Source organism: Pseudomonas sp. LTR0, assembly GCF_036630035.1.
In the GTDB taxonomy this organism is placed as follows: Bacteria; Pseudomonadota; Gammaproteobacteria; order Pseudomonadales; family Pseudomonadaceae; genus Aquipseudomonas; species Aquipseudomonas putida_Y.
In genome coordinates, this window is sequence record NZ_CP123734.1 from 3036153 (window position 1) to 3062319 (window position 26167).

Here is a 26167-nt window from a genome sequence, read left to right on the forward strand (position 1 = left end):
GTCAGGCGCCCAGTGCCTGGCGCAGGCGCGCTTCCAGCTGGGCAGCATCGAGGTCCTGGCCGATCAGCACCAGGCGGGTAATGCGCGGCTCGTCGGCGCGCCAGGCGCGGTCGAAGTGCTTGTCGAAACGGGTACCCACGCCTTGTACCAGCAGGCGCATCGGCTTGCCCGGGATGGCGGCGAAGCCTTTGGCGCGCAGGATACCGAACTCCACCACCAGCTGGGTCAGCGCATCGAGCAGCAGGCTTTCGTCGGCTTCAGGCAGGTCGATGGAGATGGAATCGAAAGCGTCGTGGTCATGATCGTCATGATCGTCGCCGTCGTGGTGGGAATCGTGGTGAGTTCGACGGCCATCGATATGTGACTCGGACTCGGCACCCACGCCCAGCAGCACGTCCAGTGGCAGCTTGCCGCTGCTGGCCTCGATCACTTTCACCGCCGGCGGCAGTTCTTCGGCAACCTCGGCACGCACCTTGGCCAGGCCTTCGGCGTCGATCAGGTCGGCCTTGTTCAACACCACCAGGTCGGCGCTGGCCAGCTGGTCAGCGAACAGCTCGTGCAGGGGCGATTCATGATCCAGGTTAGGGTCGAGCTTGCGCTGGGCATCGACCTGGTCCGGGTAGGCGGCAAAGGTGCCAGCGGCCACGGCCGGGCTGTCGACCACGGTGATGACCGCATCGACGGTGCAGGCATTGCGGATTTCCGGCCACTGGAACGCTTGTACCAGGGGTTTGGGCAGGGCCAGGCCGCTGGTTTCGATGAGAATGTGGTCGAGGTCGCCACGGCGTGCCACCAGCTCGCGCATCACCGGGAAGAATTCTTCCTGCACGGTGCAGCACAGGCAACCGTTGGCCAGTTCGTAGACGCGGCCGCTGGCTTCTTCCTCGGTGCAACCGATGCTGCACTGCTTGAGGATTTCGCCATCGATGCCCAGTTCGCCGAACTCGTTGACGATGACCGCAATGCGGCGGCCCTGGGCGTTGTCGAGCATGTGGCGCAGCAAGGTGGTCTTGCCCGAGCCGAGGAAGCCGGTGACGATGGTGACGGGGAGCTTGGCCAGTGTTTTCATGTCGCATTGCCCTTGGCAGTGTGGCGCGGGCATGCAGGACGACAGCCGCGGGCCAGACCGGCCGGGCTTGTTCGCCACCGGATCACCCCGCCCGGTTGAAAGTCGAAAACGTGACGAGGCAGGTCTCCTGGCTTGCACCGTTCCATGCCCCCGTTCAGTTGAACAGCGGGCTGGCGGGATGACGCCTTCCCGCGCGCTGACGCAGTGGCTGTGTCGATCCGTTGTCGGTGCTTACAGTTGCGGGGGCAGCCGCGGCTTGTACCGCGTTCCCGTCTTAGCTCCGGCCATGCCGAAGAACCTCGAAGTGGGCAAGGCTACGCAGTGGCTGGCGGGTGGTCAACCATTGCTGCCGGCTGGTCGACCATAAGGGCAGCAACTGCGCTACAGTGGCACTTTTTCAACGGACAAGGACGCCCCATGCCCCTCGCCCCCGCCCTACCGGTATTGCGCATGTTCTCCGCCGACAAGGCCAAGGCTTTTTACCTGGATTTTCTGCAGATGCAGGGGCAAGACCCGTTCGGCAACCGCCTGCGCTTTTGCCAGCAGATCGATGACGAGGCCAACCCATGAAGGCATTGGGCAAACGCGAGATAAGTCGCCTGGAGCGGGAGTTGGTCGCGTGCCTGACCGATGCCTGCGAAGCCGCCAAGGCGGAGATTGTCGGCTTCAGTTGGCTTACCCATCGCCTCGACCCCGAGGATTTTCCGAGCAGCCTGCGTATCACCTGGGTATTCGAGCAAGAGGCCGACAAGGCAGCGGCCGTGGTCGGTGATGCGAAGGCGCGCATGCTGGCACTTACCGCTCTGGCGCTGGAGCAAGCCGGCATTGAGCTGGACCATCCGGCCTGGCATGTGCGATTCGACAGTGAAGAAGCCTGCGCGCACGGCCACGGCGGAGACTGGGCCAAGCGCTTGCAGACGCAGCGCTGAGCCCCAACCGGCAGCCGGTGCTTTACCCGGCCCCAAACGGTCCGTTAGGCTACGCTTTCCCTAAATTACGAGGTGTTCGTCCAATGCGCCATTGATGCCGCCGTCCGTTCGACGGCCAGTCTTCAGCCTCCGGTTCGTTCCGGAGATGTCGCGGCATTTGTGGAGTTGTACATGACGAACACGTCGATTCTGACGCTGGACAGCGTTTCCTTGGCCTTGCCTGATGGCAGGCCGCTGTTTAGCAACCTCAACGAAACCTTCGACCAACGCCGCACCGGCCTGGTCGGGCGCAATGGCGTGGGCAAAAGCCTGCTAGGGCAGATTCTTGCCGGCCAGCGTGAACCGAGCAGCGGCCATTGTCGGCGCCTCGGGCCTGTCCACTTGCTGGATCAGCAAGTCATCGAGCGCAGCGCCACGCTGGCCGACCTGGCTCAAGTGGGGCCGGTGATTGCGGCGCTGGAGCGCATCGAGCAAGGCAGCATCGAGCCCCAGGATTTCGACACCGTTGGCGAGCGCTGGGATATGCGCGAGCAATTGCAGCTGCAGCTTCAGGGCCACGGCCTGGGTCAACTTGACTGGCGCCAGCCCGCTCGGACCCTGAGCGGTGGCCAAGCCATGCGCGTGGCACTGATTGGCGCGTGGCTCAGCGATGCTGATTACCTGATCCTCGACGAGCCAAGCAATCACCTGGACAGCAACGCCCGCGCCCAGTTGCTGAGCATGATCGAAGCCTGGGACCGTGGCTTGCTGGTGATCAGCCATGACCGCAGCCTGCTGGCGCACATGGCACGCATTGTCGAACTATCCAGCCTGGGCTTGCAGGCCTATGGTGGCAACTACAGCCTCTATAGTGCGCAAAAAACCAACCAGACGGCGCAGGCACAGCAGCAACTTGCCCGGCTGAAGCAGGCGCAGCAACGACAGGCCCGTGAACTGCAGCGCCAACGCGAAGACCTGGAGCGCCATCAGGCCCGGGCCGGGCGCCAAGCCAAGCACGCCAACCAGGCCAAGATCCTGGTCGACCGCAAGCAGGAGCGCAGCCAGGCCACTGCCGGCAAGCAGCGCCGCGACCATCGCGATGCTCGGCAAACGCTATTGGGCAAAGTGCGTGACGCCGCCCGCGAGGTGGAGCGAGACAGCGCTATTACCTTGCACACGCCCACCCCTCAGCGTCATCCGGGCCGTGAAGTGTTGGCCGTGCAGGCACTTTGCTTGCCCCATGGCACCCGTGAAGCGCTTGACCTGCGCTTGTGCCTGGGCCAGCGCGTAGGGCTGATCGGCGCCAATGGCAGTGGCAAGTCCACCCTGCTCAGGCTGCTGAATGGGGAATTGCCGGCATCGCCCGACAACGTGCGCCTAAGTGGTGAGACCGCCCTGCTCGACCAGCACTGCAGCACCCTGCCAGGCAACCGTAGCGTGCTCGAACACCTACGCCAAGCCAACCCGACGCTGGCCCAGGGAAAATTGCGCAGCCGCCTGGCGCAACTGGGCCTGGATGCGCCCCGTATCGAACTGCCCAGTGGCCTGCTTAGCGGCGGCGAGCGTATGAAGGCGGCGCTGGCCGCCGTGCTGTACCGCGAACGGCCGCTCGACCTGTTGCTGTTGGACGAACCCGGCAACCACCTGGACCTGCCATCGCTGACAGCCCTGGAACACATGCTTGGGCAGTTTCGCGGGGCGCTGATAGTGGCGTCCCATGATGCGGTATTGCTGGAAAACCTGGCGCTGGATGAGTACTTGCGGTTGTAGAAACCGAAAAAAAAGCATCGCAGCCTATCAATTCGTGACTGGCCGTTCCCGATCCGCCAAGGATGGTTTAAGGTGGCATGGTGCGCATATAACAGCAGCCCGAGCGATCGGGCACTTGCAAGACAATGAGGGTGTCATGAGCAACGAAAGCATTAATTGGGACAAGCTGGGTTTCGACTACATCAAGACCGACAAACGCTACCTGTCCGTATGGCGCAATGGCGAGTGGGACAAGGGCACCCTGACCGAAGACAACGTACTGCACATCAGTGAAGGCTCCACGGCCCTGCACTACGGCCAGCAGTGCTTCGAAGGCCTGAAGGCCTACCGTTGCAAGGACGGCTCGATCAACCTGTTCCGCCCGGACCAGAACGCCGCCCGCATGCAGCGCAGCTGCGCACGCCTGCTGATGCCGCACGTACCGACCGATGTGTTCATCGAAGCGTGCAAGCAAGTGGTCAAGGCCAACGAAAAGTTCGTGCCACCGCACGGCAAAGGCGCCCTGTACCTGCGCCCGTTCGTGATCGGCACCGGCGACAACATTGGCGTGCGCACCGCCCCCGAGTTCATCTTCTCGGTGTTCGCCATCCCGGTTGGTTCGTACTTCAAGGGCGGCATGAAGCCGCACAACTTCCAGATTTCCAGCTTCGACCGTGCTGCCCCGCAGGGCACCGGCGCAGCCAAGGTCGGTGGCAACTACGCTGCCAGCCTGCAGCCGGGCGCTGAAGCGAAGAAGGCCAACTTCGCCGATGCCATCTACCTTGACCCGCTGACCCACACCAAGATCGAGGAAGTCGGCTCGGCCAACTTCTTCGGCATCACCGCCAACAACGAGTTCGTTACCCCGAAATCGGCCTCGGTACTGCCAGGCATCACTCGCCTCTCGCTGATGGAACTGGCGCAATCGCGCCTGGGCCTGACCGTGATCGAAGGCGATGTCGAGATCAGCAAGCTGGACCGCTTCGTCGAAGCCGGTGCCTGCGGTACCGCAGCCGTGATCACCCCAATCGGCGGCATCGAGTACAACGGCAAGCTGCACGTGTTCCACGACCTGGAAAAGGTCGGCCCGGTTACCCAGAAGCTCTACAACGAGCTGACCGGTATCCAGAGCGGCGATGTAGAGGCACCGGCAGGCTGGATCGTCAAGGTCGCCTGAGGCGCATCAGCTGTATGAAAACGGGGCATGCCAGTAATGGCATGCCCCGTTTTTCTTGGGTTTATACGGTCACCTCGAGCGGTTTTTACCCGCAAAGCAGACGGCGCGGGGCATGGCACCGGCTGCGCCCAACCACCGACCTGTGCCCCCGATCAGTGAACCGCGCAGGGTTGCAGAATCATGCCAGGTGCCGCTGCACCAGCAGGTGCCGGGCTTTGTCGAACGCCCAGTTGTACACCACGGTGTAGGGCAGGATGATCACGAAGAAGCCCAGCTCCACCATGAACGCCTGCAGCAGCGAAATCTCCAGCATCCAAGCCGCCACCGGCAGGCACCACACCACCAGACCGGCTTCGAAGCCAAGACCGTGCACGAAACGCATACTGGCCTTCCAGTTGATGCGTTCGGTTTGCACCCAGCGATCGACCAGTGCGTTGTAGGCCATGTTCCACAACATGGCGATTACCGACAGGGTCACCGCCAGCGCGCCCGCCGTTGCCAATGACCTGCCCATGATCCAGGACAGCAGCGGCGCACACAGCAGTACCGCGAAAACTTCATAGCCAACCGCGTGGACCAGGCGTTCGGTGAAAGACACGTTTTTCATTGCAAATTCCATCCATTGCGTGAGTCGTGCTTCCCATTCTCTTTGATAGAACTGATACTCGCGACATAGCTACCATCGGTTTTATCAATACCATGCGTTACTCTCCCGAAGCTCTGGTCGCCTTTACCGAAGCCGCATCACTAGGTTCGTTTTCTGCGGCGGCGCGCAAGCTGCGCAAAAGCCAGTCTACCGTCAGCATCGCCATCGCCAATTTCGAGGCCGATATCGGCTGCTCGCTGTTTGACCGCAATGGCCGCCACCCCACGCTCAATGAAGCGGGCAGGCAAGTGCTGAGCCATGTCGAAGCAATTCTCGATGCCAGCGCCCAGCTCGATGCGCTGGCAGTGCGACTGGCGCAAAATGTCGAGGCGCTGGTATCTGTGGTGATGTCGGACAGCTACAGCGTAACGTTCCAGGGGGCGGTGATGACTCGTTTCGCCCAGCACTACCCCCATACCGAGCTACGCTGCGGCCCGGCGGAAGACGCTGATGTGATCGAGATGATCCAGCAGGGCCTGGCCCATGTCGGCATCCTTGCCACACAGCCCGGCTACCCCGCCGACGTGGCCGTGGCGCGCTTGCCGGAGCAGGCAGAGTTCGGCGTATATGTCGCCAGCGAGCATCCGCTGGCAAGCCTGCCGCAAGTAAAGGCACAGCATCTGGAGAACGCACGACAGCTGTATATCAAGACCTATGCCCCCAGCCTGCACCACGGCCGTGGCCAAGCGTGGTCGGCACCGGATTACCTTACCCTGCTGGAGTTCGCCGTACGCGGGTTTGGCTGGGCCGAACTGCCCAGGGCGCTGGTAAGACGGTTTGGCCACGAGCTGGTGGAGTTGCAGATAGCGGGTTACCCCCGGCGGGTGGATATGGATGTGGCCTGGTCGAGCCGACGTGCCTTGGGGCCGGCCGGGCAATGGCTGGTGCGACAGATGTTGGGGCAATAGTTGTGTTGCCCGCCCGAACTTGAAGTGCGCCCAGACACAACAACCGGTACACCCAGCGACAAGCCTTCCTTCCGCCCCGTACCGAGCACGCCGCATTGCTTCGATGCCCGTCAGGGCCTGGGGCGCATCGTCGTCGAGCAGTTAGACCTGTACCTAGGTGACCCCGATCTGCTTCCTCGGAACCGTCGATAGTCACTATCGAGCAGGGCAATTTCTACCGAACGCTGTGGCCGCATAACCTAGCTCCATCCCCTCGCTGCCTACTAGCCTGCCCTGGAGCTAACCGATGAATGCCCTGGCCCGCCAGCTTTCCGCCACCCTTGTCGTTTTCGCCATCGCCGTGATCAGCGGCTGTGCCAGCCACCCTGAGCTGCGCCCGTACACCGCTGAAGAAACTCGCCAGTTGCAACTGGAAGCCTTGCAGCGCCGCGGCCTGTCGCTGGACAATTACGAGCAGCAACGGCGGGTAATCCTGCGTGCTGGCAAGCTGCCTGTGGTGACCGAAACCACCGACAATGAACCTTCGACCAAAGGCTGAACGGGCTAGCCGGCGGTTCCCTCCCTCCACTTGCGCAGGTATCCTCTACCGCTCAACCGCAAGCCTTCCAGGACGGAGACCATGATCAGGCCCCTTCTGTTGCTGAGTGCTGCGCTGCTTTTCAGCTCCGTATCGCTAGCCCAGCAGATGAAACGCCAACTGGGCGATTTCGACTTTACACTCGGTACCACTCCCTCGCGCAGCATGGCGCAAGGGCTTATCTCACCCAGCGCCGTCGGCGCATTCCATGGTGGGCTCGATCTTAGCCACCCCAATGGCTGGTATCTGGGCCAGTACGCCCCCAGCATGGGCGTCGCCCACAACTCGACCCTGCGCCTGGACAGTTACCTGGGCTACAAGCACCATTTCGACAGCAGCCTGGGCTACGAGGTAGGGTTGATCCATTACAGTCAGCCAAATATCGCAGGCCCCGACAGCTACGCCCTGTATGGGGGTGTTTCGGTGCTGGGCAGCCGCTTCGGCGGGGCGCTGCGCGACAACCCCGACAACCGCACCGGCACGCTGTTCGCCGACTTCGGCCATCTGCCGGTGTTCGACGTCGACTTCACCGTCAAGCTCGCCCACCACCGCCTGGGCACACCGTTCACCATTGGTGATGGTAGCCAGGTGAATGCCTTTTCCGATTGGTCACTGGAATTGTCGCGGCCTTGGCTGGGCATCGACCTGAACCTGATCTACAGCAACTCCAGCCTGAGTGGCGACGGCTGCGATGCGTACTCAGGTATCAACACCTATTGCGACAGCGTGGTCACCCTCAAGGCCCAGCGCAACTTTTTTTAACGGCGCGACGCCAGCGCCAGGGCAATGCCGCCCAACACCACCACACAGGCGATCAACAAGCGCAACGACACCGGCTCGCCGATCAGGACAACCCCGCCCAGTGCGGCAATCACCGGCACGCTGAGCTGCAGGGTCGCCGCCTGTTGCGCACTGACCTGCCTGACCACGCCATACCACACGGCGTAGCCGGCGCCTGAGGCCAGCACACCCGAAGCCAATGCATACGCCAAGCCAAGCGGCGTGAGGTGCGGGCCGGCGCCCAGCAACAGCATCGGTAGCAGCAGCACCAGGCAAGGCAGGCTGCGGGCAAAATTGCCGGCAGTGTCGGCCAGCGGCCTGGGCGAGCCTTTGCCCAGTAGCGTATACACCCCCCAGGCCACCCCGGACAGAGCCATCAGCAAGGCACTGGCCAACGAAGGTGCCGAAGCACCGGGCAACAGCAGCACCAGCAGGCCGGCAAAGGCGATCAGCATGCCCAGAAGCATGCGTACCGTGATGTGTTCGCCCCGGTACCAGGCAAAGCCGAACATGGTGATTTGTACAGCACCGAACAGCAACAACGCCCCCACCCCAGCCCCCAGTTGCAGGTACGCCGCAGAAAACAGGAACGCGTACAGAAACAGCGCCAGGCCGCCCCACCAATTGCCGCCCATGGTGTGCACCGGCTTACGCAGGCGAATCAGCAACAGCAGAAAGAGCGCACCACTGGCCAGGCGTACCATGGTGAAGGATACCGGGTCGATGGCCCCGTCTTTCAGCGCCAGCCGGCAGAACACCGAGTTGGCAGCAAATGCCACCAGGCTGAACAGCGCAGGCCAAAGCCAGGCTCTGGTCTTGCGGTCAGTAAGCGTGCTCGTGCCAGTGCTCATGGTGTGGTCACCTCTGAGTGGGATTGTTGTTATAGCAGCAGTGCCGATGGTGCCTGCATCGATATACAACAGAGTAATTCCCTGGCGCCACCACTGATTTGACTGCACTACACCGCAGCGACTGCCTCGATTTCCACCAGCATGCCGTCCAGCGCCAGCCGTGGCACCGGTATCAACGTGCAGGTCGGTTTCATGCGCGTTCCCCAGGCCCTGTCGGCCTCGGCCACCCATTGGCCCAGGCGCGCTTCGGAGTGCTCGACAATCAGCAGGGTCAGCTTGAACACCTGGGCCAGGCTGGCACCTTTCGACGCCAGGGCCAGTTCCAGGTTAGCCAGTGCCTGGCGAGCCTGTTCGGCGAACACAGGTGACAACCGGCCATTGCTCTCCTCCCCACCCTGGCCGGCGATGAACAGTAGACGGCTGTCAGCGCGCACTTCGGCGACATGGGAGTAGGCGTTGCCACTGGGGTCGTAGAGGCCTTCGGGGTTGCTTAGCTGGAATGCGTTTGATGGGGTCACGACAAGCCCTCGCTCGGTTGGAAGAGCGCCGGAGTATCGGACCTTAAGCTAACTCGAGGTCAAGCACCAAGTAGGACATTTCGTACAAAACACCGTCATGTCAGAACCACGCGTGTGTTTGCGCGGTGGCTGTAAGGCCGTAGGCTCTGTACGAAAAGTCTTGAGACGCAGGTCAGGCAAGGCGAATACAGCCGAGGAACGGCCGGGGTCGCGCCCGACTGTACTGGAGTACATGAGCATTCCGAGGCTGTTTTCAACGCAGCATCAACAAGTATCAAGGCTTTCCGTACAGAGCCTAGAGTGCAAAGCCCGGCATGGAGGCCTTTAACCAACAAGGAAAAACCGATGAGCAAATTTGATTTTCAGCTGGCCTATACCATCAAGCCGCACAACGCTCCACGCGATGAAACCGATGCGGCACAGGCACGTCTGCACCTGCGGGAAAAGCTCGGCCTGGACACCGTCGAGCACATTGAAACCACGTTGCTTGGCATGATCACGCTCAATGGCACCAGCCTCGCTGACCGCAAGCGTGAAGCTGAAAAGCTGGTCCGCGACTACATCCATGACGCGCTCAAGGAATTGCGCGTACTGTCTACCGTGAAATTCTACGGGTGCCTGATGGTGGACGGGCTGGGCCCTGCCATACGTTTCGACATCCTGCCTAAATAAACCTCGAAGGCCTCAGGCGCCCCCGCGCCTGAGGCCGCAAACCTCATTTCTCCTGCAGCACCGCCCTGCCCTTCACCGCCCGCGGCCCGCGCCAGGCCCAGAACAGCAAACCGGGGAATGGTGCGTAGACCACGAAGACGATCCACAGCATCTTGCGCTCGGCGCGCCGTTCACTGCCGATGATGTGCCAGATGGCCCAGATCTCCAGCAGAATGACCAGGGCCGCAATGATGATCCAGATTGTACCGATTTCCATGAGCGCTCTCCCAATGGCATGTAATGGGTTGGGTTGCTGCAAGCGCTGAGGGTTCAGATTGATTTAACTCGCCACACCTCTTTGCAGGCGCGGCGATAGGGCCTCATTGCCGTGGTGCGTTCTCCAGTGCAGCCTTCAACGCCGCTGCATCGGTAAACGCCCGCTGGCTGACCAGCACGCCCTGCTGCAGTTGCAACCACTGCACCTGGCCATCCTGTCCGGGGTAACGGCTGGCCACTCGCCCTTCTCGGTCGAGCAGCACCCGGTAGCTGTATTCGCGCATGGCCGGGACAGCAAACAGTTTGCTGATCAGTGCAGGCATGCGCTGGATGTCGGCCACAAATACGGCGCTACGTGCTTCCAGGTAGCCCTTGGGCTCCTCGGCCAGTGCCGCCTTGACCAGCTTGGCACCGTCCATATCGCGTGCCACCAGCAGAATCTGCGTGTCGGCATCCAGGCTGTAGGCCTGGTCGTACTGGTCGAGCAGCGTGAACGGGGCGAGCTTGTCGCCCTGCTCCAGGGCGTTGGCCAGCAACGGCAACAGGCTGAGCAACACTACAGCGGCATATTTCATCAGGGGCATCCTCAATGACGGGAATGTCAGCATAGCGACAAAGCACCAGGACAGGCAGGTTGCCTGAACACGACCTGTAATACGACACCGCCACCAGGGAGATTGTCTTTCCCCCGGGCACCGTCCACACTCTGCGGGCCAGCCAGGAAGCGGAGTCCAGAGTGCCCACGCCACGCCAGTTCAGCAAAAAAACCAGCACCAGCAACATGCTACGGCTGAAAACAAGCAGCGCCAATATCCAGGCGCCCTATCGGGTCGACTTTATCCTGCTCGAACACTTCTCGATGGCCAGTTTCACCGTGGCCATGGACGTGCTGGTCACGGCAAACCTGCTGCGTGCCGACAGCTTCCAGTTCACTCCGCTGTCGCTGGACGGCGACCGGGTGCTCAGCGACCTGGGGCTGGAACTGGTAGCCACCGAGCTGTCCGCCGCGGCGCTGAAGGAGCTGGACCTGTTGGTGGTCTGTGGCGGCTTGCGCACACCACTGAAGTACCCGGAACTCGATCGCCTGCTGGACGATTGCGCGGCCCACGGCATGGCCTTGGGCGGCTTGTGGAACGGCGCCTGGTTCCTTGGCCGCGCCGGGGTACTGGACGACTACGGTTGCAGCATCCACCCCGAGCAACGCGCCAGCCTGTCCGAGCGCAGCCCGCAAACCCGCATCACCCCGGCCAGCTTTACCCTCGACCGTGACCGCCTCAGCGCCGCCAGCCCCAATGGCGCCATGGAGCTGATGCTGGGCCTGGTGCGCCGGCTGTATGGTGATGGCCTGGCCGAAGGGGTCGAGGAAATCCTGTCATTTTCCGGTGCGCGCTACCGCCAGGTGGGTCCTGGGGCGAAGAAGTCCATGAGCCTGCACCTGCGCACCATTGTCGAGCTGATGGAAAACAACCTGGAGGAAACCCTCAGCCTCGACCAGTTGGCCGCCTACAGCGGGCGCTCGCGCCGGCAGATCGACCGCCTGTTCCAGGCCCAGCTGGGCACGTCGCCACGGCGCTATTACATGGAGCTGCGCATCACCAAGAGCCGCCGGCTGCTGCAGTATTCCGACCTGTCGGTGATGGAAGTGGCAGTGGCCTGCGGGTTTGTCTCGGTGTCGCACTTCAGCAAGTGCTATGCGGCGTATTTCGGCTACCCGCCGTCGCGCGAGCAACGGCTGGGCGAGTGACCGAGGCTCTTTGAGTCAGCCTAGGCGCTCGAGCAGTCTCACGTACGAGGTTCGAGCTGGATATACCGCAACACCGCATCACAGATCATGGCTTTGTGGCGCAGCTTTACCTGCTCATCAGACAGGTCGATCTGGAAGATCTCGCCAAAGGTATGGCGGTTCGACACCCGGTAGAAGCAGAACGAGCTCATCAGCATGTGCAGGTCGATGACCTCGATGCCGGCGCGGAACACGCCTTCCTGCACGCCGCGACGCAGGGTGTTGCCCAAGGCCTCCAACACCAGGCTGCTCATTTCGCGAATGGCCGGTGACTGCTTGACGTACTCGCCATAGTGGATGTTTTCGGTGCAGATGATGCGCACGAAATCGACGTTGCGGTCGTGGTGATCGAAGGTGAACTCCACCAGCCGACGAATCGCCTGCTCAGCCGGCAACGACTCCAGGTCCAGGCTCTGCTCGGTCTTGCGGATATCCCCGTACAACTTCACCAGGCACTCGCAATACAGCTGCTCTTTGCTGCCGAAGTAGTAGTAGATCATGCGCTTGGAAGTGGCGGTGCGTTCGGCAATGGCGTCGACGCGGGCGCCGGCCAGCCCTTGCTGAACGAACTCGTTGATGGCGGCCTGGAGGATGTCCTCGCGTGTTTTCTCAGGGTTGTTCTTGCGCGTTTTGCGCACCCCTTCGGTTTCAGGCTGGCCGAGGCCGACTACGGAATCACTCATACCCACTCACAGGCTGTTTATTGGAATGCCGGGATTATCCGTTAGCGCGACCATGCAGGGAAGCACGCTGTTGGTCGGGTAGCCATGATGCCTTGGGCTCGAGCAGCGCGGTCAGCCTGCGGGCACTGATCATCAGCCAGGCGCACAGTCAGTTACGCTGGGCAGTCGCGGGCGCCGGCGCGGGCGTCAGGCGCAGCACGCGGTTACGCCCACCTTCAGCGAGCAGATAACCCCCGATACCATCGGCGATGATCGCCTGGGGAGCCTTGAGGAAAGTCAGCACCGTTTGCTGGCTACCATCGGCATCGATGCGCAGCAGGCGCGCACGGTGTGTGTTGTCCTCGCTGATCCATAGGCCACGTTGATCACAATACAAGAACGTAGGGTTACGCAGACCGTCGATCACCACCGGGTCGCTGCCATCGTCGGACAGGGAGCGGACCCTGCCATTGGCCTTTTCGGTGTACAGCAGGCGGCCGTCGCTGCAGCGGGTCAGGCCTTCGGTTTCGGTCAGGCCGGACCGCAGTACATCCAGCTGACCGCTGCTCCAGTCATAGCGCATCAGGCGACCATTGCCCTTGCGGTCTTCGATGGCATAAAGATAGTTGCCTTCGTTCCAGAGGCCTTGCACGCTCTCGCCGTCGAACAGCCGGGTGACCTGGCCATCGAGGGACAGGCTGACAGGTGCCAGGCCACCTTCCTGGCTGAACACCCAGCCGCCCTGTGCCGCGACCATACCATCGGGCTTGGACAGGTTATCGATCAGCACGACGCGCTCGCCCGTAGCCGTGATCTTGAGGATGCTGCCCCGGCCGTCATCCAGTTCACGGCTGACCAGCAGGCTGCCATCCGCTTGCGGTAACAGCGAGGCGGCTTTGGTTACGCCGCGATGCAACACCTCAACATCCCAGCCGGTAGCGGCCTGGACCGGGTAGAAACTCTGCCACGCGAAGAAGCCCAAGGTGGCCGCGAGCAGCCCGGAGGTGGCAGTCATGGCGATGCGGGCGCTGCGCTTGCGCAGGATGTGCGGCATGAAGGGGCTCCTCGGAATCGTTGCGGATCCTAGCAAGCGAATGTGAAAAAAATGTCGAAAGCTGCACAAACGGGTGCTGCAGGACCCGCCGATCTCAGCCGATGGCGCCTCCAACAACGATAGGCACCCCGCTACTAAAAACAAAAGGATATAAAAATAACTAAAAAATCTAACAAACTGGAATATATAAATTGAAAGCCAAACGCCACCTCCTTAGCCTGGGCAGATCGCCTCTCACCCGATTCAAGGAGCAATGCCCATGCCCAAACATGCCTTCTCCCCACTACGCCGTCTGCTGATCGGCGGTTTACTGGCCAGCGTCGCCAGCGCCCTGCTGCCCTGGTCCGAAGCCATTGCCGACGACGCCAGGACACTGCGCATCGGCTACCAGAAATTCAACAGCATCAACATCCTCAAAGGCAGCGGCGCCCTGGAGAAGGCCCTGGCACCGCAAGGTGTGAAGGTCAGCTGGCATGAGTTCGCCGCCGGCCCCCAGCTACTGGAGGCACTGAGCACCGGCGCCATCGACCTCGGCCACGCAGCCGATGCCCCCTCGGTGTTCGCCCAGGCCGCCGGCAAGCCTGTGGTCTACCTGGCCGCCGAACAACCCTACCCACGCGGCATTGGCCTGGTCGTGCGCGAGCAAGACCACCTGGCCAGTGTGCAGGACCTGAAAGGCAAGCGCGTGGCCACCGGCCGCGGCTGGAATGCCCAATACCTGCTGGCCGTAGCCCTGCAGCAGGCTGGCCTCAGTTACAAGGACATTACCCCCGCCTACGTCAACAATGCCGCCGATGCCGTGGCCGCCCTGCAATCGGGCAGTGTGCAGGCCGTGACCCTTTGGGACCCGTTCCTCGCCGCAGCAGAAAGCCAGCCAGGGTTGAGAAACCTGCGCGACGGCAGCGGCCTGTCCAACAACCGCACCTTCTACCTGTCCACAGCCCGCTATGCCGACGAGCACCGTGCACTGCTGAAAACCTTCTTTGCCGAGCTAGGCAAGGTCAGCCAGTGGGCCAACGCCAAGCCTGCCGAAGTTGCCGCGCTGCTGGCACCGCAGCTGGGGATCAGCACCCAGGTGCTGGAAGTGGCCAGCGAACGGCGCAACTACAACGCCGTCGCTATCACCCCGCAGATCGTTGCCGAACAACAGAAGCTGGCGGACACCTTCCAGGGCCTGGGCCTGATTCCACGCAAGCTACAGGTGGCCGAAGCGGTGTACCCGGCTTCCGTGTTGCCTTGAACGGAGCGCGCTGACCATGCCCCGCCCGATCCGCTTCAACGCCTTCAGCATGAACGCTGCCAGCCACCAGTCCCCTGGACTGTGGCGCCATCCGCGCAACACCAGTATGGCGTTCAACCGCCTGAGCTACTGGACCGACCTGGCCCGCCTGCTCGAACGCGGCCTGTTCGACGCCCTGTTCATCGCCGATGTGCTGGGTATCTACGACGTCTATCAAGGCAGCCCGCAAGCCGCTCTGCGCGGTGGCGTGCAGGTGCCGGTCAATGACCCGCTGCTGCTGGTGCCGGCAATGGCCGGGGTGACCGAGCACTTGGGTTTTGGTGTCACCTTTTCGCTGACCTACGAACACCCCTACCCCTTCGCCCGGCGCATGTCCACGCTCGACCACCTGAGCAATGGCCGGGTCGGCTGGAACATCGTCACCGGGTATCTGGACAGCGCTGCGCGCAACCTCGGCCTGGCGCATCAACTGGGCCACGACCAACGCTACGACCTGGCCGAGGAATACCTGCAGGTGCTGTACAAACTGTGGGAGAAAAGCTGGGACGACGACGCCGTGCTGCTGGAGCGTGAAAGCGGGCGCTATATCGAACCCTCGCGGGTACACCCGATCAACCATGTGGGCGAGCACTTCCAGGTGCCCGGCATGCACCTGTGCCAGCCGTCGCCGCAACGCACCCCGGTGTTGTTCCAGGCCGGTGCGTCGGCACGCGGTCAGCAGTTTGCCGCACGGCATGCCGAATGCGTGTTCATCAGCGGGCCAACGCCGCCGGTGCTGCGCCGCTACGCCGACGGCATCCGCCAGGCCTGCGAAGCGGCCGGGCGTGGCCGTGACGAAGTGCTGATCTACGCCCAGGCGCTGTTGATCGTCGCCCCCACGCGGGAAGAGGCCGAGGCCCGCTTTAACGACTATCGCCGCTATGTTGACCTGGACGCTGCCCTGGCGCTGCTGTCAGGCTGGACCGGTATCGACTTCGCCGGCCTCGACCCCGATGCACCGATCGAGTACGTCGAGAACGATGCTGGCCGTGCCGCCCTCGCAGCCTTTACCGCCGCCGACCCAACTCGCCGCTGGACCGTACGCGAAGCCGCCGAATTCGTTGGCCTGGGCGGCCGCGGCCCCGTGCTGATCGGCACTGTCAGCGAAGTGGCCGACCAGCTGGAAACCTGGCTGGACCATACCGGCATCGACGGTTTCAACCTGACCTACGCCGTGCAACCGGACGACCTGGCCAATGTAGTCGACCTGCTGGTGCCCGAGCTGCAACGGCGTGGCCGCTACCCGCTGAGCTACATCGAGGGTCCCCTGCGCCACAAGCTGTTCGGCCGCGGTAGCCAGCTGCCCGAACGGCACGTTGGGCGTCAGGTCAGTATTCAGCGATCAAATACCGGGTATTCCAACATTTAATTTGTGGATGGCACGCACTCGACCCTATTCTGTGGCCACATCCCCTGCGCCGCACCGGCCGGTGCGGTTCAAGGCATGGGGAGAGAACAACAAGTCGAGATCGTCCATGTCGAACCATTCGTACTTCGCCCCACACGGTGGGCACCCGGCTCAAACCGAGCTGCTGACTGACCGTGCCATGTTCACCGAAGCCTATGCCGTCATCCCTAAAGGCGTGATGCGTGACATCGTCACCAGCCACCTGCCCTTTTGGGACAAGATGCGCATGTGGGTCATCGCCCGCCCGCTGACCGGTTTTGCCGAAACCTTCTCCCAGTACATCGTCGAACTGGCCCCGGAAGGCGGCAGCGAGCGCCCTGAGCTGGACGCTGATGCGGAAGCCGTGGTGTTCATCGTCGAAGGCGAACTGGACATCACCGTCGAAGGCAAGCACCACACCCTGGTACCTGGCGGCTACGCCTTCCTGGCCCCGGGCGCCGAGTGGAGCCTGCGTAACAACAGCAAGTCCAACGTCACCTTCCACTGGCTGCGCAAGCACTACCAGAAGGTTGAAGGCCTGGATGTACCGGAATCCTTCGTCACCCACCGCGACAACGCCACCGTCATCGAAATGCCGGGCACCGAAGGCCGCTGGAAAACCACCCGCTTTGTCGACATGGCCGACATGCGCCACGACATGCACGTGAACATCGTCACCTTCCAGCCAGGCGGTGTGATTCCGTTCGCAGAAACCCACGTGATGGAACACGGCCTGTACGTGCTGGAAGGCAAGGCAGTGTACCGTCTGAACCAGGACTGGGTCGAAGTGGAAGCCGGCGACTTCATGTGGCTGCGCGCCTTCTGCCCGCAAGCCTGCTACGCTGGCGGCCCAGGCAACTTCAGCTACCTGCTGTACAAGGACGTGAACCGTCACGTACACCTGACGCTGAACCCTAAACGCTAAGCCCAGGCTGATGCCCGCAAGCCCGCCAACCTGGCGGGCTTTCTGTTTGCCGCGCATACTGAAACACCCACCCCTGCAGGGTACGGCCATGAACCGCTACCTGCTGATCGTGACCTTGCTGCTGTGCACCTCTGCCCTGGCCACCGATGGCTGGAAACTCGCCTACGACCGCGAAGGCATTCGCGTGTACCTGAAAGACCCAAGCGCCTCGCCCTACCCGCAGTTTCGTGGTGTCAGCACCATGAAAGCCAGCGTGCGCACGCTTACTGACCTGCAGGATAACCTGCGCGTAGCCTGCAAGTGGCTGTACGCCTGTGACCAGCTGCGGCTGCTGGATGTGGAAGGTGATAGCACCTGGGTATACCTGACCACCAACCCACCATGGCCGACGAGGCCGCGAGACATGGTGCTGAAAGTGACCAGCGAACGCCTGGCCGACGGTACCCTGGTGCGCCACCTGAGCGCCGAGCCCGACAGAATCCCCAAGGTTGACGGACTGATCCGGGTACGGCACCTGAGTGGCAAGTGGCGGATGAAGCCGCTGGGTGAGCGGGTGACCGAGGTGACCTACCAGTTGCAGGCCGCCCCTGCCGGGGATGTGCCGAGCTGGCTGGCCAACCGGCTAATGGTGGATATAGCGGTGGTGACGCTGCGTACCTTGCGAGCGGTGGCTGAGCGCCAACCTTGAGTATGCTGGTCGCCGCCATCCGCCGGGCTTCGCTCTGGAAGATCACGCCGTACCACGGTACGTACTACAGAAAATAAAAAACGCGGGATGTGCGCAAGGATCGTGACCTTGAATCAGGTCCGGCGAACAGGGAGCGTGACGGGTGTGGGAGCGGGCTTGCCCGCGATGCAGGCTGCGCGATGGAAGGCAAAGGGCTTCACCTGTATTCGCCGGACAACCTCACAATGATCGTGCTGGCTTTGAGTGCTGTGCAAGAGCATCTTCCACAGATCATCAGATCCCACCGCCCGCCAACAACTGCGCCATCACCTCAGCCAACGCCTTGACCATCACATCCGCGGTCGGCCGGTGCACGATGACGATCTCATAACTGTCGACCTCCGGCAGCCCTTGCCCGGCCCCCAACACCCTGTGCTCGCCGGTGGCCGCCCTTGGCGGCAGCAGGCTGATACCCATGCCATCGGCGACCGCGGCCTGGATGCCACTGAGGCTGGAACTGGTAAAGCTGATGCGCCAGCGCCGGCCCATGCCTTCGATGGCGTTGATCATGTCCTCGCGATACAGGCCACGTGGCGGAAAGGTGACCAACGGGATCGGGTCCAACTCGAAGGCAGGCGTGCGCGCGCTGTCGATCCACTGCAGACGCTCTGGCCAACAGGCCACGCCCTCACGGCTGTTGCGTCGTTGCTTGAGCAGCACCAGGTCAAGCTCGCCATTGTCGTAGGCCTGGCTCAGGTCGCGGCACAAGCCGCTGGTCACTTCGAGCTTCACCTGTGGGTGCAGCCGGCTGAATGCCGACAGCGCATTGGTGGTACGCCCGCCAACGAAGTCCTCGGGCACGCCAAGCCGTACCGTGGTGCCTACCATCGCCCCGGCCAGGGCTTCAAGCATCTGATCGTTCAGGGCAAGCATGTGTCGGGCATAGCCGAGCAAGGTCTGCCCGGCGTCGGTCGGCAGCACATCACGGTTGCCCCGCACCAACAGGCGGTGGCCGACCATGTCTTCCAGGCGGCGTACCTTCTGGCTGATCGTCGACTGGGTCGAATGCAAACGCGCAGCAGCGGTAGTGAAGCTGCCGCAGTCGGCTACTACGACAATAGCGCGCAGCAGATCGAGGTCGAACAAGGCTCTATTCGATTTCACGCTGATGGACATCTGGATATTCAACTAATGAATGGCAAGTCTGCGTTCTATCACGGCTAGTCACCGAGGGCCACTCCTTCCCGCCGAGGATCGGCACCGCCTGACCAACCCTCGCCGCTGCGCTGGATGATCTGCATGCCGCTGGTCATGGTCATCGGCGTCACCTCATGGCCCCAGGCTGCCAACTGGCGGATCAGCGCCGGGCTGCTCAGCCCTGCTTCCACTTCGGTGCCGGCATTGCGACTGCCGAAGTTGGGCAGGCCAGCGGCCTGTTGCGGGTCGAGCTGCCAATCCAGCAGGCCGACCAGTGCCTTGTTCACGTAACCGATGATCTGCGAACCACCCGGCGAACCTAGGCTCGCGACAAACTCGCCCGTGGCACGCGAGAACACCAATGTCGGCGCCATGGCCGACAGCGGCCGTTTGCCCGGCTGCACCCGATTGGCCACAGGCTTGCCGTGCTCGTGGGGGATGAACGAGAAGTCGGTCAGCTGATTGTTGAGCAGGAAGCCCTTGACCATCAGGTGCGAGCCAAATGCGGCCTCCACCGAGGTGGTCATGGCCAGGGCCTGGCCGCTGTCATCCACCGCACTGAGGTGAGAGGTGGAGATACGCAGTGGCGAGCGGTCGGGCGCAAGTGCCAGGTCCGCTCCTTGCGGGTGGCCCGGACGGGCGCGCTTCATGCTGTGCTCGCCGATCAGCGCCGCGCGGCTGGCCAGATAAGCAGAGTCGGTCAGGGCCTTGACCGGGACGGGCACGTAGTCGCTGTCGGCCAGGTACTGAGCGCGGTCGGCGTAGGCCAGGCGCTCGGCCTCGGCGATCAGGTGCACGGCCAAGGGCGGGGCTTCCAGGCGGGCCGGGGACGAAGTGGCCAGCGGTCGCAGCGCTGCCAGGTCGCGTTGCGGCGCGGTGCGCTGCACGGCTTCGAGCAGGCCCAAGGTTTGCAGGACGGTCACCCCACCCGATGAAGGTGGCGGCATGCCGCAGATCTGCCAGGCCTTGTAGGGACCGCACAACGGCTCGCGCTCCTTGGCCTGGTACCGCTGCAAGTCCTGCAACGACAGATAACCGGCATTGGCGTGGCTACGCACCTTGGCGACGATGGCTTCGGCAATTTCACCGCTGTAGAACACCTCGGGCCCCTGTGCGGCGATCTGCTCGAAGGTATGAGCCAACTCAGGGTTGCGCAGGATCGTTCCCACCGCCAGCGGCTTGCCCTGTTCATCGAGGAAGTAACGGGCCATGGCGGGCGAGCGGGCAATGTAGGGGTCCCCGGCCAGTAGCGTGTGCAGGCGCTCGGAAACCGCGAAGCCGTTGCGTGCCAGGGCGATGGCCGGGGTGAACAGGGCGTGCCAGGGCAACTTGCCATGCTGCTCGTGGACCTGTTTCAGGGCACGCAGCACCCCGGGCACGCCCACCGAACGCCCTCCGATCTGCGCCACCCGGAACGGCATGGGTGTGCCATCGGCTTGCAGGAACAGGTTTTCCGTCACCGCCGCAGGTGCTGCCTCCCGCCCGTCGAATGCCTGCACGCGCTTGCCATCCCAGTACAGGATGAACGCCCCGCCACCGATCCCACTGGACTGCGGCTCGACCAGTGTCAGCACCATTTGCATGGCGATGGCGGCGTCAATCGCACTGCCGCCGGCACGCAGCATCGCCCGCCCCGCTTCACTGGCCAGCGGGTTGGCTGCGGCGACCATGTGCCGGCTGGCGTGCACCGGCTGCAAACCGCTACGGTAGCCAGAGGCCAGTTCCGGTGGTGCGGGCAATACCTGGTCGGCCCCGGCCCAGTCACTGGCAGCCAGCAGGCACAGAACGCAGATCAGCGGGGTGGGATATTTCATCGTCAAGCGTCCTGCCTTCACCTATTCAGCGAAGTACTGTCGGTCATAGGCAGTCTCGACTTCAAGCCTTGGTGCAATTACCGGCAAGCCATTCGCTGACCAATACAGCCTTTGCTCTCTGCGTGAGTGCCAGGTTTGCGCAATGACAGATCAGGTCACTTCTTCGAACGGCAGCCCCACATAGTTCTCGGCAATGTTCACCAGCCCCGCCGGCGAGCTCAGGAAGTACTCGCGGTCAGCTTCCTGCATCTTCTGGTCCCAGGCGTCCTTGTGGCTACCGAAGTCATGCAGCAGTTGGGTCATGAACCAGCTGAAGCGCTCGCCCTTCCACACGCGGCGCAGTGCCAGCGGCGAGTATTGCGCCAGCAGGTCGACGCGCCCTTCGTGGTACACCTTGACCAGAATACGGTACAGGTAGTTGACGTCCGAGGCCGCCAGGTTAAGGCCTTTGGCACCGGTAGGGGGGACGATGTGCGCAGCGTCACCCACCAGGAACAGGTGACCATACTGCATGGGTTCGACCACCAGGCTGCGCAGCGGCGCAATACTTTTTTCCAGGGCTGGGCCGGTAACCAGGTCAGCCGCCACGTCGGCGGGCAAACGGGCTTTAAGTTCGTCCCAGAAACGCTCGTCAGACCATTCCTCAACCCGGTCCTGCAAAGGTACCTGCAGGTAGTAGCGGCTGCGCGTTTGCGAGCGTTGGCTACACAACGCAAAACCGCGCTCATGGTGGGCGTAGATCAGCTCGTGATTGACCGGTGGCGTGTCCGACAGCAGGCCCAACCAGCCAAACGGGTAAACCCGCTCATACTGTTTCAGCACGCCCTCCGGGATGCTCTGCCGCGAGATGCCGTGGAAGCCGTCGCAGCCGGCGATATAGTCGCAGTCAACCCGCTGCACCCGGCCATCCTTTTCGAACGTCAGGTAGGGCTTCTGGCCTTTCAGTTCATGCGGCTGGACATTGCTGGCGGAATAAATGATCGGCGCACCACTGGCTTCACGGGCCTGCATCAGGTCACGGGTGACTTCGGTCTGGCCGTACACCATCACCGTCTTGCCCCCGGTCAGGGCCTTGAGATCCAGACGTTGACGGCGCCCGCCAACCAGCAGTTCGACACCCTCGTGCACCAGGCCTTCACGGTCCATGCGCTCGGCCACGCCGGCCTCACGCAGCAGGTCGACCGTACCTTGCTCCAGCACCCCGGCACGAATGCGGCCCAGTACATATTCTGGGGTCTGGCGTTCGACGATGACGTTATCGATACCGGCCTTGTGCAGCAGCTGGCCCAGCAGCAGGCCAGACGGACCTGCACCAATAATTGCAACCTGAGTTTTCATTGTTGTTGTCTCTGTTCGGACGATACCGGCCCGGAACTGGCAGCGGGGCGGCATCTGCTGTTAGGGTTTGCCATTGCATTTTTAATGGCAAAAAATGCCGCTTAAGTGTGCTATTCCATAAAAAAACTGCACTTTTACGAAAAGCGTTCGATTAACGGACAGGTCAGCCCAGATGAAATCCACCCTCCCCGGCGTCCCGTTGTTCAAGCTGTACGGCGAAAATCAGGCCTGGCCCGGCACCGACCTGCTGCACTGCGAATCAATCCCGGCGCGCAGCCGCCTGCATCACTGGGAGATCAAGCCGCACCAGCATGCCGAGCTGTTCCAGCTGCTGTATGTACAGCGTGGCCAGGCTCAGGTGGAGATCGAGGGGGTGCGCAGTGCCATCGGCGAAGCGGCGATCCAGGTAGTGCCGCCGATGACCGTGCATGGTTTTCGCTTCAGCGCCGATATCCAGGGCTATGTCCTGACCTTTGGTACTGCCCTTGTAGCGAACCTGGAACAGCGCCTGGGCGCGCCACTGACGGTGCTGGCACAACCTGCGTGTTACCCGCTGGGCCATGACCGCGTGCACCTGCGCAGCCTGGTCGACACCTTGCAGCAGGAGTACCAGGGCAATGCCCCGGCTCGCGCAGCGATGCTCGAAGCGTTGGTGACCGCGCTGATGGTGTGGATCAGCCGCCGCCAGCAGCAAGGGCTGGCGCCGCGCAACCGCGATGAACGTGACCGGCTGTTGCTGGGGCAGTACTTGCGCCTGGTCGAAGCGCATTACCGCGAGCATCTATCGGTTGAAGATTATGCCGCGCGGCTGAATGTTCCGAGCTTGCAGCTGAACCAGCTGTGCCGGACGCTGAGTGGCCAGACTGCGTTGCAGGTGGTGCACCAGCGGTTGTTGCTGGAGGCGCGACGCAACCTGATCTACACGCGGATGAGCATCGGGCAGTTGTCGGACAGCCTGGGGTTTACCGACCCGACCTACTTCGCCCGGTGGTTCAAGCGCTTGAGTGGGCAGACACCCAATGGGTATCGCAGATCGGGGCTGTCTGAATAATCCATGCCGGCCTCATCTTGACGTATACGTCAACCTGCCCTCAGGATATCCGCATACCCTACGTCGAGCCCGAGCATGAGCACTCAGACCTACAGCATCTCCGACCTGTCCCGCGAGCTGGACATCACCACCCGCGCAATACGCTTCTATGAAGAACAGGGACTGCTCAGCCCTGAGCGTCGTGGCCTGGAACGTATCTACTCACCGCGCGACAAGGTCAGCCTGAAGCTCATCCTGCGCGGCAAGCGCATCGGCTTTTCCCTGGCCGAGTGCCGTGAGCTGATCGAACTGTACGACCCCACCAGCGGCAACCTCAAGCAGCTCAACAGCATGCTGGCGAAAATCGCCGAGCGCCGTGCCCAGCTGGAGCAGCAGATGCTGGACATTCACCAGATGCAACTGGAACTGGACACCGCCCAGGAGCGCTGCGAACAAGCCCTGGCCGCCACCCTGAACAACAAAGACAACCGCTGAACGCCACAGGAAACCCGCCATGTCCTTGCCCAAACACGTCCGCCTGGTCGAAGTCGGCCCCCGCGACGGCCTGCAGAACGAAGCCCAGCCCATCAGCGTCGCCGACAAGGTACGCCTGGTCAACGACCTCACCGAAGCGGGCCTGGCCTATATAGAAGTGGGCAGTTTCGTGTCCCCCAAGTGGGTGCCACAAATGGCCGGCTCTGCCGAGGTTTTCGCCGGCATCCAGCAGCGCCCCGGTGTGACGTATGCCGCACTGGCGCCGAACCTGCGTGGTTTCGAGGACGCCCTGGCTGCCGGGGTGAAGGAAGTGGCGGTCTTCGCTGCCGCCTCCGAAGCGTTTTCGCAGCGCAACATCAATTGCTCGATCAGCGAAAGCCTCAAGCGTTTCGAACCCATCATGGACGCTGCGCGCAGCCACGGCGTGCGCGTGCGCGGGTATGTGTCTTGCGTGCTGGGCTGCCCTTATGAGGGCAAGGTCAGCGCCGAGCAGGTGGCCCCGGTGGCCCGCGCCCTGCACGACATGGGCTGCTATGAGGTCTCGCTGGGTGACACCATCGGCACCGGAACCGCAGGCGACACCCGGCGCCTGTTCGAGGTGGTGTCGGCCCAGGTACCGCGCGAGCAGCTGGCCGGACACTTCCATGACACTTACGGCCAGGCCCTGGCCAACGTCTATGCCAGCCTGCTTGAAGGCATCAGCGTGTTCGACAGCTCGGTAGCCGGGCTGGGCGGCTGCCCTTACGCCAAGGGTGCTACCGGCAATATCGCCAGTGAAGACGTCGTGTACCTGCTGCAAGGGCTTGGCATTGAAACCGGCATCGACCTGGGCCGGCTGATAGCCGCCGGCCAGCGCATCAGCAGCGTGCTGGGCCGCGAAAACGGGTCGCGGGTAGCACGGGCCTGCAGCGCTCAATAGGTCACACGGGTGTCACATTGGTGTGGGTGAAGTGTTACCTCCCGCACATTTCACAGCAAAAAATCGGGTAACAGGGAAACAAATCGGCAGAATTTCAGGCTGGGCGGTGTCGACAAAAATTCTTAACTCATTGATTTTAAAGGGTTTTCAAAAGTTGGCACGCACCCTGCTATATCTCTGGTACAACAACAAAAAAAACGCGATACCCAATAAAAACAACAGGTAACGGCTCTGACATAACAAGAACAACACGGCAGAGGCGTAGCAAGCAGATTTTTTTGGAGTCGACACGCTTTTCAGGGGTTCGCCCCGCGGTCTGGCACAGAACAATAAAACTACCTCAAGGTAGCGGCAGCCAGGTTCGGATCAGCGATGATGACAGCAGGTCAGCGCTCAAAAAAATACGTTTGCTCTTGACCCCGCATGGGGGTCGCCCGCAGCACCAGGACAAGCCGACAAAAACAACAATAGGCCGGTCCCAATAATAAAAAAAGAGCAGGCAACAACGCTTTGAGGGGAGCTTCGGCTCCCCTCAGTGCTTCCTGCCCTCTTCCTCCTTCTGCTTCTCCTCATCCTTTCCTTCGACCTTCTCCACCAGCAACGGCATCGTGCCCAGTACCAGCAGGGCCAGTACCGTGCTGATCAGCGCCGTGGCTTCGCGTCCCATGCCAGCCGCCATACCGATGGCAGCCGTCATCCATAGCCCGGCAGCGGTCGTCAGCCCCTTCACATGGCTGGTGTTCTGGCCGTTACCCTTCAGAATGGTACCCGCACCGAGAAACCCGATACCGGCAACGATGCCTTGGATCACCCGGCTTAGCGCCTGGTCATCGGCCCCCGCCATGCTGGGTGACAGCATGAACAGGGCAGCGCCCAGCGAGACCAGCATGTGGGTACGCACCCCGGCAGACTTGCCCCTGTGTTCACGCTCGAAGCCCAGTATTGCGCCAAGCACAGCAGCCATCAGCAAGCGCACAAGGATTTGCGTGACCTCGCGCTCATCGGTGACATCGGCGAATTCGGCCTGGATTGCTTGCCAGATGACATCCATCGCGGTGCTCCCCTGCCTGAGCATATGGTTTCAGGGTTGACCTCTTCACGCAGTGCAAAGTGCCGCTCAGCCTACCGATGCAGCAACTGGCCCCTGACCGCGGTCCACCCTGTAACCACCCCAGGAGGATCCCACCATGCCCATTGAAATCGACGAAACCACCCGCCGCTGCACGCTGATTGGCGAAGGCTTGCGCATCGAGGGCGAAGGCCCGGACATCGAGATCATCACCGACGAGCAGTTGCGCATGTCGGTGGCCATTCTGGCCGGCCAACGCGTGCCGATCACGGAAACCGAAGCCGATACACTGACCGTGGCGGGTGCGGTGGATAGCCGCAGGCATCTGAAGGCCAGCGCGCCAGGCTCGGTGATATGAGGCCTGGCGGGGCTATGCGGCAAATCTGATATGGTTTTTATCGTAAAATCTGAACCTGTGCTGATAACAGCTTCAGCGCC

At 62.3% G+C, this 26167-nt stretch carries 29 protein-coding genes and 1 riboswitch; of the genes, 17 read left to right on the forward strand and 12 right to left on the reverse strand.

What is annotated here, in order from left to right; genetic code table 11:
* Window position 1: 1 nt before the first annotated feature.
* Complete coding sequence (cobW, locus tag QCL51_RS14075; RefSeq protein ID WP_021785623.1) at window positions 2–1069, reverse strand: cobalamin biosynthesis protein CobW; 1068 nt, start codon at window positions 1067–1069, stop codon at window positions 2–4.
* 99 nt (window positions 1070–1168) lie between these two features.
* A riboswitch (cobalamin riboswitch) is annotated at window positions 1169–1386 on the reverse strand.
* A gap of 100 nt (window positions 1387–1486) precedes the next feature.
* Between cobW and QCL51_RS14080 the strand changes: the two genes are divergently transcribed.
* From QCL51_RS14080 to QCL51_RS14095, 4 genes are all read left to right on the forward strand, one after another.
* A complete protein-coding gene (locus QCL51_RS14080; protein ID WP_021785624.1) occupies window positions 1487–1639 on the forward strand; it encodes a hypothetical protein in 153 nt (50 codons plus the stop codon).
* Complete coding sequence (locus QCL51_RS14085; protein ID WP_274118893.1) at window positions 1636–1998, forward strand: hypothetical protein; 363 nt, start codon at window positions 1636–1638, stop codon at window positions 1996–1998. The genes QCL51_RS14080 and QCL51_RS14085 overlap by 4 nt, the downstream gene beginning before the upstream one ends.
* 171 nt (window positions 1999–2169) lie before the next feature.
* Window positions 2170–3747, forward strand: a complete 1578-nt coding sequence (locus tag QCL51_RS14090; protein WP_338443521.1) for an ATP-binding cassette domain-containing protein — start codon at window positions 2170–2172, stop codon at window positions 3745–3747.
* Between the two features lie 136 nt (window positions 3748–3883).
* Window positions 3884–4903 carry a branched-chain amino acid aminotransferase gene (locus QCL51_RS14095; RefSeq protein WP_003247906.1) on the forward strand — a complete coding sequence of 340 codons (1020 nt, stop codon included), beginning with the start codon at window positions 3884–3886 and terminating at the stop codon, window positions 4901–4903.
* Window positions 4904–5081: 178 nt separating this feature from the next.
* Here the strand turns inward: QCL51_RS14095 and QCL51_RS14100 are convergent, their stop codons facing one another.
* Window positions 5082–5510 carry a multidrug/biocide efflux PACE transporter gene (locus tag QCL51_RS14100; protein WP_021785627.1) on the reverse strand — a complete coding sequence of 143 codons (429 nt, stop codon included), beginning with the start codon at window positions 5508–5510 and terminating at the stop codon, window positions 5082–5084.
* A gap of 92 nt (window positions 5511–5602) precedes the next feature.
* Between QCL51_RS14100 and QCL51_RS14105 the strand changes: the two genes are divergently transcribed.
* The 3 genes from QCL51_RS14105 (at window position 5603) to QCL51_RS14115 (ending at window position 7796) form a co-directional block, all read left to right on the forward strand.
* The gene (locus QCL51_RS14105) at window positions 5603–6457 is read left to right on the forward strand and encodes a LysR family transcriptional regulator (RefSeq protein ID WP_101196029.1); all 855 of its coding nucleotides are present in this window, start codon (window positions 5603–5605) and stop codon (window positions 6455–6457) included.
* A 286-nt stretch (window positions 6458–6743) separates the two neighbouring features.
* Window positions 6744–6995, forward strand: a complete 252-nt coding sequence (locus QCL51_RS14110) for a hypothetical protein (protein ID WP_101196028.1) — start codon at window positions 6744–6746, stop codon at window positions 6993–6995.
* Between the two features lie 81 nt (window positions 6996–7076).
* Complete coding sequence (locus tag QCL51_RS14115) at window positions 7077–7796, forward strand: TorF family putative porin (protein ID WP_275967224.1); 720 nt, start codon at window positions 7077–7079, stop codon at window positions 7794–7796.
* Here the strand turns inward: QCL51_RS14115 and QCL51_RS14120 are convergent.
* Both QCL51_RS14120 and QCL51_RS14125 read right to left on the reverse strand, forming a co-directional pair.
* The gene (locus tag QCL51_RS14120) at window positions 7793–8665 is read right to left on the reverse strand and encodes a DMT family transporter (RefSeq protein ID WP_101196026.1); all 873 of its coding nucleotides are present in this window, start codon (window positions 8663–8665) and stop codon (window positions 7793–7795) included. The genes QCL51_RS14115 and QCL51_RS14120 overlap by 4 nt on opposite strands.
* A gap of 107 nt (window positions 8666–8772) precedes the next feature.
* Complete coding sequence (locus tag QCL51_RS14125) at window positions 8773–9183, reverse strand: RidA family protein (RefSeq protein ID WP_021785632.1); 411 nt, start codon at window positions 9181–9183, stop codon at window positions 8773–8775.
* A gap of 345 nt (window positions 9184–9528) precedes the next feature.
* On the opposite strand from QCL51_RS14125, the gene QCL51_RS14130 reads away from it, so the two are divergent.
* Entirely contained in the window at window positions 9529–9855 is a 327-nt protein-coding gene (locus tag QCL51_RS14130) for a hypothetical protein (protein WP_021785633.1), read from the forward strand.
* A 43-nt stretch (window positions 9856–9898) separates the two neighbouring features.
* Here the strand turns inward: QCL51_RS14130 and QCL51_RS14135 are convergent, their stop codons facing one another.
* Both QCL51_RS14135 and QCL51_RS14140 read right to left on the reverse strand, forming a co-directional pair.
* Window positions 9899–10111 (reverse strand): PLDc N-terminal domain-containing protein, encoded by a 213-nt coding sequence (locus QCL51_RS14135; protein WP_003247877.1) that lies wholly within the window; start codon window positions 10109–10111, stop codon window positions 9899–9901.
* Window positions 10112–10214: 103 nt separating this feature from the next.
* Window positions 10215–10685, reverse strand: a complete 471-nt coding sequence (locus tag QCL51_RS14140; protein ID WP_021785634.1) for a hypothetical protein — start codon at window positions 10683–10685, stop codon at window positions 10215–10217.
* Between the two features lie 161 nt (window positions 10686–10846).
* Between QCL51_RS14140 and QCL51_RS14145 the strand changes: the two genes are divergently transcribed.
* A complete protein-coding gene (locus tag QCL51_RS14145) occupies window positions 10847–11854 on the forward strand; it encodes a GlxA family transcriptional regulator (protein WP_021785635.1) in 1008 nt (335 codons plus the stop codon).
* Between the two features lie 38 nt (window positions 11855–11892).
* Here QCL51_RS14145 and QCL51_RS14150 read toward each other — a convergent pair whose 3' ends face one another.
* Together QCL51_RS14150 and QCL51_RS14155 are read right to left on the reverse strand one after the other, a co-directional pair.
* Window positions 11893–12576, reverse strand: coding sequence for a TetR/AcrR family transcriptional regulator (locus QCL51_RS14150; RefSeq protein ID WP_003247872.1), 684 nt, complete (start codon window positions 12574–12576; stop codon window positions 11893–11895).
* 148 nt (window positions 12577–12724) lie between these two features.
* Window positions 12725–13609, reverse strand: a complete 885-nt coding sequence (locus QCL51_RS14155) for a hypothetical protein (protein ID WP_021785636.1) — start codon at window positions 13607–13609, stop codon at window positions 12725–12727.
* Window positions 13610–13868: 259 nt separating this feature from the next.
* Between QCL51_RS14155 and QCL51_RS14160 the strand changes: the two genes are divergently transcribed.
* The 4 genes from QCL51_RS14160 to QCL51_RS14175 all read left to right on the forward strand — a co-directional run bounded on the left by QCL51_RS14160 (window position 13869) and on the right by QCL51_RS14175 (window position 17888).
* Window positions 13869–14849 (forward strand): aliphatic sulfonate ABC transporter substrate-binding protein, encoded by a 981-nt coding sequence (locus QCL51_RS14160; RefSeq protein WP_021785637.1) that lies wholly within the window; start codon window positions 13869–13871, stop codon window positions 14847–14849.
* Window positions 14850–14865: 16 nt separating this feature from the next.
* Complete coding sequence (locus tag QCL51_RS14165; RefSeq protein ID WP_021785638.1) at window positions 14866–16257, forward strand: LLM class flavin-dependent oxidoreductase; 1392 nt, start codon at window positions 14866–14868, stop codon at window positions 16255–16257.
* A gap of 106 nt (window positions 16258–16363) precedes the next feature.
* On the forward strand, window positions 16364–17200 hold the full coding sequence (locus QCL51_RS14170; RefSeq protein WP_003247865.1) for a bifunctional allantoicase/(S)-ureidoglycine aminohydrolase: 837 nt from the start codon (window positions 16364–16366) through the stop codon (window positions 17198–17200).
* Between the two features lie 88 nt (window positions 17201–17288).
* Window positions 17289–17888 (forward strand): START domain-containing protein, encoded by a 600-nt coding sequence (locus QCL51_RS14175; RefSeq protein WP_021785639.1) that lies wholly within the window; start codon window positions 17289–17291, stop codon window positions 17886–17888.
* Window positions 17889–18161: 273 nt separating this feature from the next.
* Here the strand turns inward: QCL51_RS14175 and QCL51_RS14180 are convergent, their stop codons facing one another.
* The 3 genes from QCL51_RS14180 to pobA form a co-directional block, all read right to left on the reverse strand.
* Window positions 18162–19043 carry a LysR substrate-binding domain-containing protein gene (locus QCL51_RS14180; protein ID WP_021785640.1) on the reverse strand — a complete coding sequence of 294 codons (882 nt, stop codon included), beginning with the start codon at window positions 19041–19043 and terminating at the stop codon, window positions 18162–18164.
* A 44-nt stretch (window positions 19044–19087) separates the two neighbouring features.
* Window positions 19088–20878 (reverse strand): gamma-glutamyltransferase, encoded by a 1791-nt coding sequence (gene ggt / locus QCL51_RS14185; RefSeq protein ID WP_338443527.1) that lies wholly within the window; start codon window positions 20876–20878, stop codon window positions 19088–19090.
* Window positions 20879–21028: 150 nt separating this feature from the next.
* A complete protein-coding gene (gene pobA, locus QCL51_RS14190) occupies window positions 21029–22216 on the reverse strand; it encodes a 4-hydroxybenzoate 3-monooxygenase (protein ID WP_021785642.1) in 1188 nt (395 codons plus the stop codon).
* A gap of 172 nt (window positions 22217–22388) precedes the next feature.
* Between pobA and QCL51_RS14195 the strand changes: the two genes are divergently transcribed.
* The 3 genes from QCL51_RS14195 to QCL51_RS14205 all read left to right on the forward strand — a co-directional run bounded on the left by QCL51_RS14195 (window position 22389) and on the right by QCL51_RS14205 (window position 24660).
* A complete protein-coding gene (locus QCL51_RS14195; RefSeq protein ID WP_021785643.1) occupies window positions 22389–23267 on the forward strand; it encodes a helix-turn-helix domain-containing protein in 879 nt (292 codons plus the stop codon).
* Window positions 23268–23342: 75 nt separating this feature from the next.
* A complete protein-coding gene (locus tag QCL51_RS14200; protein ID WP_003247847.1) occupies window positions 23343–23741 on the forward strand; it encodes a MerR family DNA-binding transcriptional regulator in 399 nt (132 codons plus the stop codon).
* A 19-nt stretch (window positions 23742–23760) separates the two neighbouring features.
* Entirely contained in the window at window positions 23761–24660 is a 900-nt protein-coding gene (locus QCL51_RS14205; RefSeq protein ID WP_021785644.1) for a hydroxymethylglutaryl-CoA lyase, read from the forward strand.
* 532 nt (window positions 24661–25192) lie between these two features.
* Here QCL51_RS14205 and QCL51_RS14210 read toward each other — a convergent pair.
* Window positions 25193–25711 carry an MgtC/SapB family protein gene (locus QCL51_RS14210; RefSeq protein ID WP_021785645.1) on the reverse strand — a complete coding sequence of 173 codons (519 nt, stop codon included), beginning with the start codon at window positions 25709–25711 and terminating at the stop codon, window positions 25193–25195.
* A 136-nt stretch (window positions 25712–25847) separates the two neighbouring features.
* Here QCL51_RS14210 and QCL51_RS14215 point away from each other — a divergent pair, with 136 nt between their 5' ends.
* A complete protein-coding gene (locus tag QCL51_RS14215; RefSeq protein WP_021785646.1) occupies window positions 25848–26087 on the forward strand; it encodes a DUF3203 family protein in 240 nt (79 codons plus the stop codon).
* Window positions 26088–26167: the final 80 nt, after the last annotated feature.